The 12,393-nt window shown below is 69.7% G+C and carries 9 protein-coding genes; 7 read left to right on the forward strand and 2 right to left on the reverse strand.

Going from position 1 to position 12,393, the window contains the following annotated elements; genetic code table 11:
- The first annotated feature begins 47 nt into the window (after positions 1–47).
- The 5 genes from I2W78_RS23210 to I2W78_RS23230 all read left to right on the forward strand — a co-directional run bounded on the left by I2W78_RS23210 (position 48) and on the right by I2W78_RS23230 (position 7,823).
- Positions 48–1,130 (forward strand): peptidoglycan recognition family protein, encoded by a 1,083-nt coding sequence (locus I2W78_RS23210; protein ID WP_307783754.1) that lies wholly within the window; start codon positions 48–50, stop codon positions 1,128–1,130.
- A gap of 72 nt (positions 1,131–1,202) precedes the next feature.
- Positions 1,203–3,011, forward strand: a complete 1,809-nt coding sequence (locus I2W78_RS23215; RefSeq protein WP_196462199.1) for an ABC-F family ATP-binding cassette domain-containing protein — start codon at positions 1,203–1,205, stop codon at positions 3,009–3,011.
- A gap of 192 nt (positions 3,012–3,203) precedes the next feature.
- Positions 3,204–5,000 (forward strand): outer membrane protein assembly factor BamB family protein, encoded by a 1,797-nt coding sequence (locus I2W78_RS23220; RefSeq protein ID WP_196462200.1) that lies wholly within the window; start codon positions 3,204–3,206, stop codon positions 4,998–5,000.
- 49 nt (positions 5,001–5,049) lie between these two features.
- The gene (locus I2W78_RS23225) at positions 5,050–6,858 is read left to right on the forward strand and encodes an outer membrane protein assembly factor BamB family protein (RefSeq protein ID WP_196462201.1); all 1,809 of its coding nucleotides are present in this window, start codon (positions 5,050–5,052) and stop codon (positions 6,856–6,858) included.
- Positions 6,859–7,133: 275 nt separating this feature from the next.
- Complete coding sequence (locus I2W78_RS23230) at positions 7,134–7,823, forward strand: helix-turn-helix transcriptional regulator (protein WP_196462202.1); 690 nt, start codon at positions 7,134–7,136, stop codon at positions 7,821–7,823.
- A gap of 341 nt (positions 7,824–8,164) precedes the next feature.
- On the opposite strand, the gene I2W78_RS23235 is transcribed toward I2W78_RS23230, so the two are convergent.
- Entirely contained in the window at positions 8,165–8,485 is a 321-nt protein-coding gene (locus I2W78_RS23235) for a hypothetical protein (protein ID WP_196462203.1), read from the reverse strand.
- Positions 8,486–8,507: 22 nt separating this feature from the next.
- Positions 8,508–10,187, reverse strand: a complete 1,680-nt coding sequence (locus I2W78_RS23240; protein WP_196462204.1) for a sodium:solute symporter family protein — start codon at positions 10,185–10,187, stop codon at positions 8,508–8,510.
- Positions 10,188–10,365: 178 nt separating this feature from the next.
- Here I2W78_RS23240 and galT point away from each other — a divergent pair, with 178 nt between their 5' ends.
- Both galT and galE read left to right on the forward strand, forming a co-directional pair.
- A complete protein-coding gene (gene galT, locus I2W78_RS23245; protein WP_196462205.1) occupies positions 10,366–11,424 on the forward strand; it encodes a galactose-1-phosphate uridylyltransferase in 1,059 nt (352 codons plus the stop codon).
- Positions 11,424–12,386, forward strand: a complete 963-nt coding sequence (gene galE / locus I2W78_RS23250; protein ID WP_196462206.1) for a UDP-glucose 4-epimerase GalE — start codon at positions 11,424–11,426, stop codon at positions 12,384–12,386. The genes galT and galE overlap by 1 nt, the downstream gene beginning before the upstream one ends.
- The last annotated feature ends 7 nt before the right edge of the window (positions 12,387–12,393 follow it).

Consider the following 12,393-nt stretch of genomic DNA (forward strand, 5'->3'; position numbering starts at 1 on the left):
CAGAGTTGTGGTGCTGGTGGGGCTGTGGCGGTCAATAGCTTTGTTTTGTGTTTCAAGCCTCCTCCCACCGCAGGCAGAACCCCCTCTCCCGCCGCGGCATGCTCGGCGCCGCCGGAGCCGTGGCCGCCGGGACCGCGCTGACCCCGGCGGTCTTCGCGGCCACCGAACCCGACACCCCCACCCCCCACCCGGAGCCGGGCACGACCCCGGAGACCTTCCCGGCCACCCGCACCGCCGCCGCCACCGGCACCGACTCCCTCCCCTTCGCCGCCTCCTACGTCGCCGTCCGCTGGACCGGCGACCGGGACGGCGCCGGGATCCGCTTCCCGGACGGCTCCTGGCAGCCGCTGACCGCCGGCTGCGCCACCGTCGAGGACGGCGGTACGGCACTCGTCCCGGCCGGGGCGGCCACCTCGTACGAGGTGAAGGCGCCGAGGGGCGCCAAACGGGTCCGCTCCCTGGCCATCGACCCCACCGACGGGCCGGACCGCACCTTCGAGGTGCCGTCGCAGCCCACGCGCCTGCGCGGCGTGCGCTGTCTCTCCCGCCCGGCCTGGGGCGCCGACGAGTCCAAGCGCTACAAGGACGGCAAGGTCAACTCGCCCGAGCAGTACTACCCGTTGCAGACGATCACCGTCCACCACACCGCCACCCCCAACGCCGACCCCGACCCGGCGGCCACCGTGCGGAGCATCTACGAGTTCCACGCGATCACCAACGACTGGGGCGACATCGGCTACAACTTCCTGATCGACGAGGCCGGCGTCATCTACGAGGGCCGCTACTCCGGCGACGACGGCATCCCCGCCTTCGACCCGGACGGCAGGCTCGTCACCGCCTTCCACACCGCCGGCTTCAACTCCGGCAACCTCGGCATCGCCCTCCTCGGCACCCTCGACACCCGGGGCCCCACGCACGCCGCCAAGGCCTCCCTCACCCGGCTGATCAAGGTGATCGCCCGCTTCAAGGGCCTGGACCCGCGGGCGAGGACCACCTTCGTCAACCCGGTCAACGGCGTGACCAGGGACGTGCCGCTGGTCAGCGGCCACCGCGACTGGCTCCAGACCGACTGCCCGGGGCAGACCATGTACGACCTCCTCACCGAGGTACGCCTGGCAGCCACCCGCTGACCTGCGCGGATCGGTCAGCCTCCTTCGACCGTTAGGCTGGGAGGCTGACCGATCCCCGCGAGCAGGAGCGAAATGGCCGTCAACCTGGTCAATGTCGAGAACGTCAGCAAGGTGTACGGCACCCGCGCCCTGCTCGACGGCATCTCCCTCGGCGTCTCCGAAGGGGACCGCATCGGCGTCGTGGGCCGCAACGGCGACGGCAAGACGACCCTGATCCGGATGCTCGCCAAGCAGGAGGACGCCGACACCGGCCGCGTCACCCACTCCGGCGGCCTGCGCATGGGGGTCCTCACCCAGCACGACTCCCTCGACCCCGAGGCCACCGTCCGCCACGAGGTCATCCGCGACCTGGCCGACCACGAGTGGGCGGGCAACGCCAAGATCCGGGACGTGCTCACCGGCCTGTTCGGCGGACTCGACCTGCCCGGTTTCCCGCAGGGCCTCGACACCGTCATCGGCCCGCTCTCCGGCGGTGAGCGCCGCCGGATCGCGCTCGCCAAGCTGCTCATCGACGAACAGGACCTGATCGTCCTCGACGAGCCCACCAACCACCTCGACGTCGAGGGCATCGCCTGGCTCGCCCGGCATCTGCGCGAGCGCCGCTCGGCGCTGGTCTGCGTCACCCACGACCGCTGGTTCCTCGACCAGGTCTGCACCCGCATGTGGGACGTCCAGCGCGGAGCGGTCCACGAGTACGAGGGCGGCTACTCCGACTACGTCTTCGCCCGCGCCGAGCGCGAGCGGATCGCCGCCACCGAGGAGGTCAAGCGGCAGAACCTGGTCCGCAAGGAACTGGCCTGGCTGCGCCGCGGCGCGCCCGCCCGTACGTCGAAGCCGCGGTTCCGCGTGGAGGCCGCCAACGAGCTGATCAAGGACGTTCCGCCGCCCCGGGACAGCAGCGAGCTGATGAAGTTCGCCTCGTCCCGGCTCGGCAAGACCGTCTTCGACCTGGAGGACATCACCGTCCAGGCCGGACCCAAGGTGCTGCTCAAGCACGTCACCTGGCAGCTCGGCCCCGGCGACCGCATCGGCCTGGTCGGCGTCAACGGCGCCGGCAAGACCTCGCTGCTGCGCGCCATGGCGGACGCGGCGCGGACGCAGGGCGAGGAGCAGCCGGCGGGCGGGCGGATCGCCGTCGGCAAGACCGTCAAGCTCGCCTACCTCTCCCAGGAGGTCGCCGAGCTGGACCCGGACTGGCGGGTCCTGGAGGCCGTGCAGCAGGTGCGGGAGCGCGTCGACCTCGGCAAGGGCCGCGAGATGACCGCGGGGCAGCTGTGCGAGACGTTCGGCTTCAACAAGGAGAAGCAGTGGACGCCGGTGGGGGACCTGTCCGGCGGCGAGCGGCGCCGGTTGCAGCTGCTGAGGCTGCTGATGGACGAGCCGAACGTCCTCTTCCTCGACGAGCCGACCAACGACCTCGACATCGAGACGCTGACCCAGCTGGAGGACGTCCTCGACGGCTGGCCCGGCTCGATGATCGTGATCTCCCACGACCGGTTCTTCGTCGAGCGCACCACCGACCGGGTGTTCGCCCTGCTCGGCGACGGCACGCTGCGGATGCTGCCGCGCGGGATCGACGAGTACCTGGAGCGGCGCCGGAAGATGGAGGAGGCCGCCGCTGCCGCCGCGTCCCCGGCGGCTGCCGCGAAGCCGGTGGCCGAGAAGAGCGCGGCCGACCAGCGGGCCGCGAAGAAGGAACTCCAGAAGATCGAGCGGCAGTTGGACAAGATCTCCGAGAAGGAGACCAAGCTGCACACCCAGATCGCCGAGAACGCCACGGACTTCGCGAAGGTCGCCGAACTGGACGCCGAGCTGCGGCAGTTGGCGGGCGAGCGGGAGGAACTGGAGATGCGCTGGCTGGAACTCGCCGAGGACGCGTAAACCCCGTGAAGGGGGCGTGAAGGAGCGTAACGAGGGCATCACGGGCCGGTCCTCCCTTGGGAACAGGGGCGGATCCGGCCCGGTGCTCTGTCGGTGCCGGGTGATACAAAGGGCCGTCTGAGAAGCATGGGTGTGGCGGAAACGGAGCGCCGTCGGGCGCGGCGCCACATCGGTCACAAGGGGGAACCGCTGATGACCCAGCCACCCAATCAGCCGCCGGGTGGCGGCTTCGGCGCGCCACAGGACCAGCCGCCCGCCGGCGGCTTCGGCGCTCCGCAGGATCCGCGGCAGGCCGGCGGTTTCGGTGCGCCGCAGGACCCACGGCAGGGCACACCCCCACCGCCGCCCCAGCCTCCGGCGCAGCCCCCGCAGGGCCCGCCGCAGCCGGGTTACGGCTATCCGCAGCAGCCCGGTCCGTACGGGCAGCCCCAGCAGCCGGGGCCGTACAACACCCCGGGCCCGTACGGTCAGCCGCAGTCGCCGGGGCCGTACGGTCAGCCCGGTTACGGCTACCCGCAGCCCCAGTACCCCGGCGCCCCCGGCACGCCCCCCGGCTCCGGCTCGCGCAACCCCTTCCGGGGCAAGCCCGCCCTGGCCGTCGGTGCCGCGGTGGCCGCGTTGCTGGTGATCGGCGGCACCGTCTACGCCGTGACCAGCGGCGGCGACGACAAGAAGCCGGTCGCCGAGCAGAGCGACGACGCCAAGCCCTCAGCCTCCGACGCCCCGGTCAACCCCGGTGACGGCAGCGGCGACGGCGGCGCCGACCCGGACAACCTCAACGAGGGCCGCAAGCCGGGCGAGGCGCGGGTGCTCTGGTACAAGGAGGCGCCCGACGCGCCCGGTTCCGGCGCCAACGCCCCCGGCATGTGGATCACCGACAAGACGGCGGTGAAGGCCGCGTACAAGGAGCTCGTCGCCTACAACGTCGGCGACGGCAACCCTACTTGGGAAACCATCGCCTTCCCGCAGGAGATCTGCGCGGTCACCCAGCAGAAGACGGCCGACGACAAGATCGTCGTGGCGTACAAGAACGGCTCCAGCAGCCGCGCGGAGTGCAACCAGCTTCAGCTGATCGACCTCAACACCGGTGAGAAGGGCTGGAGCGGCGAGGTCGAGGACGGCGCGCTGTTCGACAGCACGCTCACCGTCGAGCTGACCCTGGCCGGCAACACGCTGATGGTGGGCCGCTCGCAGTCCGGCACGGCGTACGACGTCACCAACGGCAAGAAGCTGTTCGACAAGAAGAAGTACGGCGACGCCTGCTTCCCGACCGCGTTCGCGGGCGGCAGCCGACTGGTCTCCGTCGCGTCCTGCGGCGCGGCCACGGACAACGAGCACGACGAGATCCAGGAGCTGGACCCGAGGACCGGCAAGGTCAAGTGGACCCGGGCCTTCGACAAGGGCTGGCGGGTCATGCGCACGTACTCCCTCGACCCGCTGGTGGTCTACAGCACCAACGAGGACAAGAACGCCTGGAACATCTCCACCCTGGACGCCAAGGGCGCCTTCCGTTCCCAGGTCAAGGTCGACGAGGACTTCGCGCCCGACTGCGGCTGGTCCGTGCTCCAGCGCAACCTCACCGGCTGCAAGGGCGTCGCCGCCGACGCCGGCACCCTCTACCTGCCCACCGAGGCCACCGGCGGCGCCAACGAGGTCGTCGCGATCAACCTCGCCGACGGCAAGGAGAAGTGGCGGGTGAAGTCCCCCGCCGACGAGACGATGCTGCCGCTGCGGGTCGAGGGCGGGAAGCTCATCGCGTACGTCGAGCCGTCGTACGACGCGGGCGGCCAGATCGTGTCCGTGCCGACGACCGGCAGTAGCCACCAGCCGACGAAGCTGCTGCAGAACCCCACGAGCGCGGCGGAGGTCGAGGACGGCTTCTTCTCGCGGGACATCGCGTGGGTGGACGGCCGCTTCTACATCTCCACCACCCGGCTGTCCGGCGAGGACGAGGCCAAGGAGAAGCTCATGCTCGCCTACGGCAAGTGACGCGCCCCGCCCACTCGTTCCGTCCCCATCTCCCCGAGGTACCCACGTCATGACCCAGCCGCCGCCCCCGCCGCCCAACCAGCCCCCGCAGGGGGGTGGGTTCGGCTCGCCCCAGCCCCAGCCCCAGGACCAGCCGCCGCAGCAGCCGCCCGCCTTCGGTGCGCCGCAGCCGCCGAGTACGCCGCCCGGGCCGCCGCAGCAGCCGGGGGCCGGTTACGGATATCCCCAGCCGCCTCAGGGGCAGCCGCAGCCCGGGTACGGGTATCCGCAGGCCCCGCCGTCGCCTCCGCAGCAGGCCGGGTACGGCTATCCGGGGGCGCCGCAGCCGCCGGGGCCGTACGGGCAGCAGCCCGGCTACGGCTACCAGCAGCCGACCGTGCCGCTGCACCCGCAGGCGGGTCAGCCCGGGCAGGCGGGCGGTGGGCGGAAGTTCAACGCGCAGGTGGCCATCATCGTGGCCGCCGTCGTGGCGATCGCGCTGATCATCGGCGGGGGTGTCTGGTACTCGAAGTCGTCCGGTGCGGGCGGCAAGGACGACACCGCAAGCTCCAGCGGGGGAACCGGCGACGGCAAGGGCGGTGCCGAGGGCCCGTCCAAGGGCACCGAGAAGGTGCCGGCCGACCCGAACTCCGAGGTGCTGTTCCAGATTCCGCGGCCCAAGGTCGACAAGGACGACTCCGTCGTCGTCACCGGCTCCTGGCTCACCGACAAGGTGTACGCCAAGACCGGTGTCGCCGAGATCGTCGGCTACGACCGGGACAAGGGCACGAAGCTGTGGACGATTCCGCTGCCCGGGCCGGTGTGCGAGGCCACTCAGCACGTGACCGCGGACGGCAGGACGGCCGTCGTCTTCCAGCCCAAGATGCCCGCAAAGAACTCCTCCGAGGGGTGCAGCCAGGTCGCGGCGATCGACCTGAACGCGGGCAAGAAGCTGTGGACAGAGATCGCCACGTCCGGTGACCAGCCGATCCACTTCGACAACGTCACCGTCAGCGGGAGCACGGTCGCCGTGGGCAGCACGAGTGGCGGTGCCGCGTTCGACATCAGCAGCGGCAAGTCTCTGTGGACGCCGAAGCCCGCGGACACCTGCTACGACGCCGGGTACGGCGGGGGCGCGAAGCTGGTCGCGGTGCGCAAGTGCGGGCAGTTCGAGGCGCGGGAGATTCACATCCAGACCATCGACCCGAAGTCCGGGAAGGTGATCTCGGAGTACAAGATGGCCAAGGGCATCGAGTACGCCAGTGTGGTGTCGACCGATCCGCTGGTGGTGGCGGCCGACGTGGGTGACTCGGCCGGGGACGGCAGCGGCATCTCGGACTTCTTCTCCGTCGACAACAAGACGGGGAAGCTGCGGGCGCGGATCTCGGCGCCGGGTGACTCCTATGCCGCCGAGTGCGACGGGATCTCGCGGATCGAGGAGTGCTCGGGGCTGGCGGTCGGCAACGACCGGCTGTATGTGCCGACGGAGGAGCAGGACAGCTCCGGTGACCTCGGCCGGACCAACTCGGTCGTCGTGTTCGATCTGGCGAGCGGGAAGCAGACCGGGCAGCGGGCGGACGCGGGGGACGGGTACACGATGACGCCGTTGCGGATGGACGGCGGGAACGTGATCGCGTACAAGAGCGGGCCGTACGACAAGGGTGGGCAGATCGTCAGCATTGACGGCGGTAGCTTCGAGCAGGTCAAGCTGATGGAGAACCCGGGGACCGATTCGGTGCGGGACGTGGAGTCGGGGAAGGAGCCGGGGTACGGCGAAGTGCTCTACTCGCAGGGGCGGTTGTACATGTCCGAGGTGTATGCCAGTGGGTCGAGTTCGGGGGACAAGTACCTTGCCATTGCGTTCGGGGTGAAGGGCTGAGGGGTTGGGGGCTGGGGGCTGAGGGGCGTTCGGTTCAACGCCCCTCAACACCCTGGAATGAGAGGAATTTCGGCGATCTGGGGCACTTCTCACGAGTAGGGGCAGCGCGACGTCGAACAAGCGTGTAGCTTCCGGGGTCATGACGGGCGTCGAAGCCGGGGGGCTGTCGTCCGGGGGGCTGTACGTGGTGTGTTCGGTGTTTGTTCTGGGTCTGTCCGTGGGGACCTTTGGGCATCCATAGTGGGCGTCCATTGGGGGGACTGGGGGGTTGCTCGATGGGAGTGCGGCTCATGGTGGTCGACGACCACCGATTGCTCGCCGAGGCGTTGGCCTCGGCGCTGAAGCTGCGGGGGCACCGGGTGCTGGCCGCGGCGGCGCCGGCCGCGGGGGCGGCGGAGCTGGTGATCGCGCGGGCGCCGGAGGTGTGTCTGTGGGGGACGGCCACGCCGGCGGAGGCGGGGGCGTTCGATCCTGTGGTGCGGGTCAAGCGGGAGCGGGGGCAGGTGGCGGTGCTGGTGCTGGGGCCGGTGCCCAGTCCTCGGGGGATCGCGGCGGCGTTCGCTGCGGGGGCGTCCGGCTATGTGCGGCACGACGAGCGGATCGAGGGGGTGGAGCGGGCGATCATGAAGGCGCGGGCGGGGGAGGCGGCGGTGGCGCCGCAGTTGTTGCAGGGGGCGTTCGGGGAGCTGCTGAATCCTGCGGCGCAGCCGGATGATGAGGGGCAGCGGTTGTTGCAGATGCTGACGCCTCGGGAGGTGGAGGTGTTGGTGCGGGTGGCGGACGGGGAGGATACGCGGCTGATCGCCGCGGGGATGGGGATCGCGCCGTCGACTGCTCGGACGCATGTGCAGCGGGTGCTGATGAAGTTGGGGGTGGGGTCGCGGTTGGAGGCGGCGGCGTTGGCTGCGCGTACGGGGTTGCTGGATCGGGCGGGGTCGGTGGCGCGTGGGGCTGGTGAGGGGTGAGGGGTGAGGGGTGAGGGTGCCGTGCCTGCGGCGGCCTGTGGTTGTGGGTGCGGGGTGCTGTAGCGCCTGGCGCCGGGTGGTGGGTCGGGGCCGCGCCGGGGGGTGTCCGTCCTCGGAACGGCGCGGAATCGGTCATCTACAAAGGTGCCCGGGTTGACGCGCCAACCGCTGCGGGCGGACACCCCCCGACACGGCCCCTTCCGTGCGTGGGCGAGTGCGCTGTCGCCGTGGCGGCACGGGTGGGCGCAGCGGCACCCCGTTGCGCCGGGTTGCGCCACGCCCCCGGCCTCAGCCGCAGTGCCGGGGGCGGGTCAGCGGGTGGGGCGGGGACTGGCCTGCGGTTACTCCTTGGGGGTGTCCTCCGGAGTGATCGGTGGGGGTGGCGGAGCCGTGGGGCGGAGTTTTAGCCAGGTTAGGAAGAAGAGGCCTAGGAGCAGCATGCCCAGGCCTGTCCAGAGGTTGATGTTGACGCCTTCGGCCTTGTCGATCGCCGCCTGGTCGTCCGTGAGGCCGACGATCGTGACGATGACGCCGTAGACGACGAAGAGGCCGCCGATGATGCGGCGGATGTCGAAGAGGCGGGCGGCCGTCGCGGACTTGCTCTCCAGTTCGGTGACTTCGCGCTGGACGTCACGTTCGGAGTACTCGTGGTGCTCTGACATGGTTTTCTCGATCCTCCCGCGGTCAGAAAGAGAACGGGATGTAGCAGGCGGCGGCCAGGATTACCGCGCCCCAGCCGAGCAGTGCCGGTTTGCGGTACCAGGCGTCGTCGCCCTCGGCGGGCGGCTCGGCCATGCCGGGGGAGCGGGTGCCGTAGACGAGGCCCTGGAGGTCGGCCATGGGCTTGGGGGCTGTGAAGAGGGAGACCGCCACCATGACTACCGCGCCGGCGACGAAGCCCGCGATCGCGGAGACGAAGTTGGCGCCCTGGTCGGAGGGGATGTCGATGATGCCCTCCTTGTAGATGACGAAGTAGTTGATCATTGCCGCTGTGGTGCCTGCCAGGAGGCCCCAGAAGCCCGACTTCATCGACGCGCGCTTCCAGAACATGCCGATGATGAAGACGACGAACATCGGGACGTTGAAGAAGGAGAACAGCGTCTGGAGGTACGCCATGATGTTCGAGAAGGACGCCGCCAGGAACGCCGTGCCGATGGAGGCCAGGACGCCGACTGCCGTGATGATGCGGCCGAAGCGGACGTAGTAGGTGTCGTCGCGGCCCCGGACTACGTAGCGCGCCCAGATGTCGTTGGTGAAGACGGTGTTGAACGATGACACGTTGGCCGCCATGCCTGCCATGAACGCCGCCAGCAGGCCCGTCACCGCGATGCCGAGGACGCCGTTGGGGAGCAGGTCCTGCATCAGGTACGGGATGGCGTCGTTGTACTGGTAGCCCGACTCGGGTGTGCCGAACCGGGGGATCAGCGCGGCGGCGACCAGGCCGGGGATCATCACCAGGAAGACGATGAAGATCTTCGGGAACGCGGCGATCAGCGGGGTGCGCTGGGCGGCGGAGAGGTTCTTGGCGGACAGGGCGCGCTGGACCTCCGCGAAGTTCGTGGTCCAGTAGCCGAAGGAGAGCACGAAGCCCAGGCCCAGGACGATGGTGAGCCAGTTCGCGCCGAGCGGGTTGGCGTCGCCGATGCCCGTGCCGCTCCAGGCCGTCATGAAGTCGTCGCCGTGGCTGGCGGTGAGGGTGTCGGACAGGCCGTCCCAGCCGCCGACCTTCTTCAGGCCCAGCACCGTGATCGGGATCAGGGCGGCGAGGATCACGAAGAACTGCAGGACTTCGTTGTAGATCGCGGAGGAGAGGCCGCCGAGGGTGATGTAGGCGAGGACGAAGAAGCCCGCCACGACGATCGCCAGCCACTGCGGCCAGCCCAGCAGTGCCTCGACGACGATGGCGAGGGCGTAGAGGTTGACGCCCGAGATGAGGATGGCGGCGAAGGCGAACAGGATCGAGCTGAGCAGGTGCGCCGACTTGTCGAAGCGCAGGAGCAGGAACTCGGGGACCGAGCGGACCTTGCTGCCGTAGTAGAAGGGCATCATCACCAGGCCGAGGAAGACCATGGCGGGGATGGCGCCGATCCAGTACCAGTGGGTGGTGTAGACGCCGTACTGCGCGCTGTTGGCGGCCATGCCGAGGATCTCGGTGGCGCCCAGGTTGGCCGCGATGAACGCGAGGCCCGTGACCCAGGCGGGCAGGGAGCGGCCGGAGAGGAAGAAGTCGAGGCTGGTCCTGACCGACTGGCGGGCGGCGAAGCCGATGCCGAGGACGACGACGAAGTAGATGCCGAGGATCGTGTAGTCGAGCCAGTTGGTGGGGAGCCGTAGCTCTGCGGACAGATATGTGGGGGTTTCCATACGCACTCGCTTCGTTGCGTGAACTGATCCGGAGCGGAACCTACGCCTGGGCGTTCGCTAATTGAACACTTCTGTTGTGGAGCTTTGATTGATTGTGATGTTGACTGACGTGGTGAGTTGTGTTTTGGTGTGTTGAGTTCTGTTGGATGGGTGGGTGGCTCGGAATGGGGAGTCCGCGGTGAAGAAGACCTCGACCCGATTGGCCGACGGTCGTGAGCTGATCTACTACGACCTGCGTGACGACGCCGTGCGTGACGCGGTCGACCGCCGTCCGCTGGAGCGGACCGTGACGACCTCCGAGATCCGACACGATGTGCTGCTGGGCGACTCGGTCGCGGTCGCCTCGCACCGCCAGGGGCGGACCTACCACCCGCCGGCCGATGAGTGCCCCTTGTGCCCGTCGCAGGGGGAGCGGCTGAGTGAGATTCCGGACTCGTCGTACGACGTGGTCGTTTTCGAGAACCGCTTTCCCTCGCTGGCCGGGGACTCCGGGCGCTGCGAGGTCGTCTGTTTCACGTCCGACCACCGCGCGTCCTTCGCGGATCTGAGCGAGGAGCAGGCCCGGCTGGTCCTGGACGCGTGGACGGACCGTACGTCGGAGCTGTCCCATCTGCCCTCCGTCGAGCAGGTCTTCTGTTTCGAGAACCGGGGTCAGGAGATCGGTGTGACCCTGGGTCACCCGCACGGGCAGATCTACGCCTACCCCTTCACCACCCCCCGCACCGCCCTGATGCTGAGGTCCCTCGCGGCCCACAAGGACGCCACGGGCGGGGAGAACCTCTTCGACGCCGTCCTGGAGCGCGAGCTCGCCGGCGAGCGGGTCGTCCTTGAGGGTGAACACTGGGTGGCCTTCGTGCCGTACGCCGCGCACTGGCCGTACGAGGTCCACCTGTACCCGCGTCGCCGGGTGCCCGACCTGCTCGCGCTCGACGAGGGGGCCCGGTCGGAGTTCGCCCAGGTTTATCTGGAACTCTTGAGGCGCTTCGACCGTATCTTCGGTGAGGGTGAGCCTCCGACGCCGTACATCGCCGCCTGGCACCAGGCGCCGTTCGGCCAGCTGGAGGAGTTCGAGGGCGTCAGCCGTGACGACTTCGCGCTCCACCTGGAGCTTTTCACCATCCGCCGTACTTCCGGCAAGCTGAAGTTTCTCGCGGGTTCCGAATCCGGCATGAGCGTGTTCATCAACGACGTGCCGCCGGAGCGCGCGGCCGAGCGACTGCGAGAGGTAGCAAGTTGATGAGCGGGAAGTACCTGGTCACCGGTGGTGCGGGATACGTGGGCAGCGTGGTCGCCCAGCATCTGCTGGAGGCCGGCCACGAGGTCGTCGTACTCGACAACCTGTCCACCGGATTCCGCGAGGGCGTGCCCTCCGGTGCTTCCTTCATCGAGGGCGACATCCGCGACGCCGCCAAGTGGCTGGACTCGTCGTTCGACGCGGTGCTCCACTTCGCGGCCTTCTCCCAGGTCGGCGAGTCCGTCGTACGGCCGGAGAAGTACTGGGACAACAACGTCGGCGGCACCATGGCGCTGCTCGCCGCGATGCGTGCGGCCGGGGTGCGCAAGCTGGTCTTCTCGTCGACTGCCGCCACGTACGGCGAGCCGGAGGAGACGCCGATCGTCGAGTCCGCGCCCACCGCGCCGACCAACCCCTACGGTGCCTCCAAGCTCGCCGTCGACCACATGATCACGGGCGAGGCGACGGCGCACGGTCTGGGCGCGGTGTCGCTGCGCTACTTCAACGTCGCCGGCGCCTACGGCGAGTTCGGCGAGCGGCACGACCCCGAGTCGCACCTCATCCCGCTGGTCCTGCAGGTGGCCCAGGGCAGGCGCGACGCGATCTCCATCTACGGCGACGACTACCCGACGCCGGACGGCACCTGCGTCCGCGACTACATCCACGTCGCGGACCTCGCGGAGGCGCACCTGCTGGCCGTCGAGGCGGCCGTCCCGGGCGAGCACCTGATCTGCAACCTCGGCAACGGCAACGGCTTCTCCGTCCGCGAGGTCATCGAGACGGTCCGGCAGGTCACCGGCCACCCGATCCCCGAGGTGGTGGCCCCGCGCCGGGGCGGCGACCCGGCGGTGCTGGTGGCGTCGGCGCGGGCGGCCCGCGAGCGGCTCGGCTGGAACCCGTCCCGCGCGGACCTCGCCGGGATCGTCGCCGACGCCTGGGAGTTCGCGCAGCGGCGCGGCAAGTAGAACGTAC

It is taken from the genome of Streptomyces spinoverrucosus, from assembly GCF_015712165.1.
GTDB lineage: Bacteria > Actinomycetota > Actinomycetes > Streptomycetales > Streptomycetaceae > Streptomyces > Streptomyces spinoverrucosus_A.

Bases quoted from the DNA above. Each gene is read 5' to 3' on its own strand.
- I2W78_RS23215 (WP_196462199.1), top strand. From the start codon at position 1,203: ATGGCCGTCAACCTGGTCAATGTCGAGAACGTCAGCAAGGTGTACGGC.
- I2W78_RS23220 (WP_196462200.1), top strand. From the start codon at position 3,204: ATGACCCAGCCACCCAATCAGCCGCCGGGTGGCGGCTTCGGCGCGCCA.
- I2W78_RS23225 (WP_196462201.1), top strand. From the start codon at position 5,050: ATGACCCAGCCGCCGCCCCCGCCGCCCAACCAGCCCCCGCAGGGGGGT.
- I2W78_RS23230 (WP_196462202.1), top strand. From the start codon at position 7,134: ATGGGAGTGCGGCTCATGGTGGTCGACGACCACCGATTGCTCGCCGAG.
- I2W78_RS23235 (WP_196462203.1), bottom strand. From the start codon at position 8,485: ATGTCAGAGCACCACGAGTACTCCGAACGTGACGTCCAGCGCGAAGTC.
- I2W78_RS23240 (WP_196462204.1), bottom strand. From the start codon at position 10,187: ATGGAAACCCCCACATATCTGTCCGCAGAGCTACGGCTCCCCACCAAC.
- galE (WP_196462206.1), top strand. From the start codon at position 11,424: ATGAGCGGGAAGTACCTGGTCACCGGTGGTGCGGGATACGTGGGCAGC.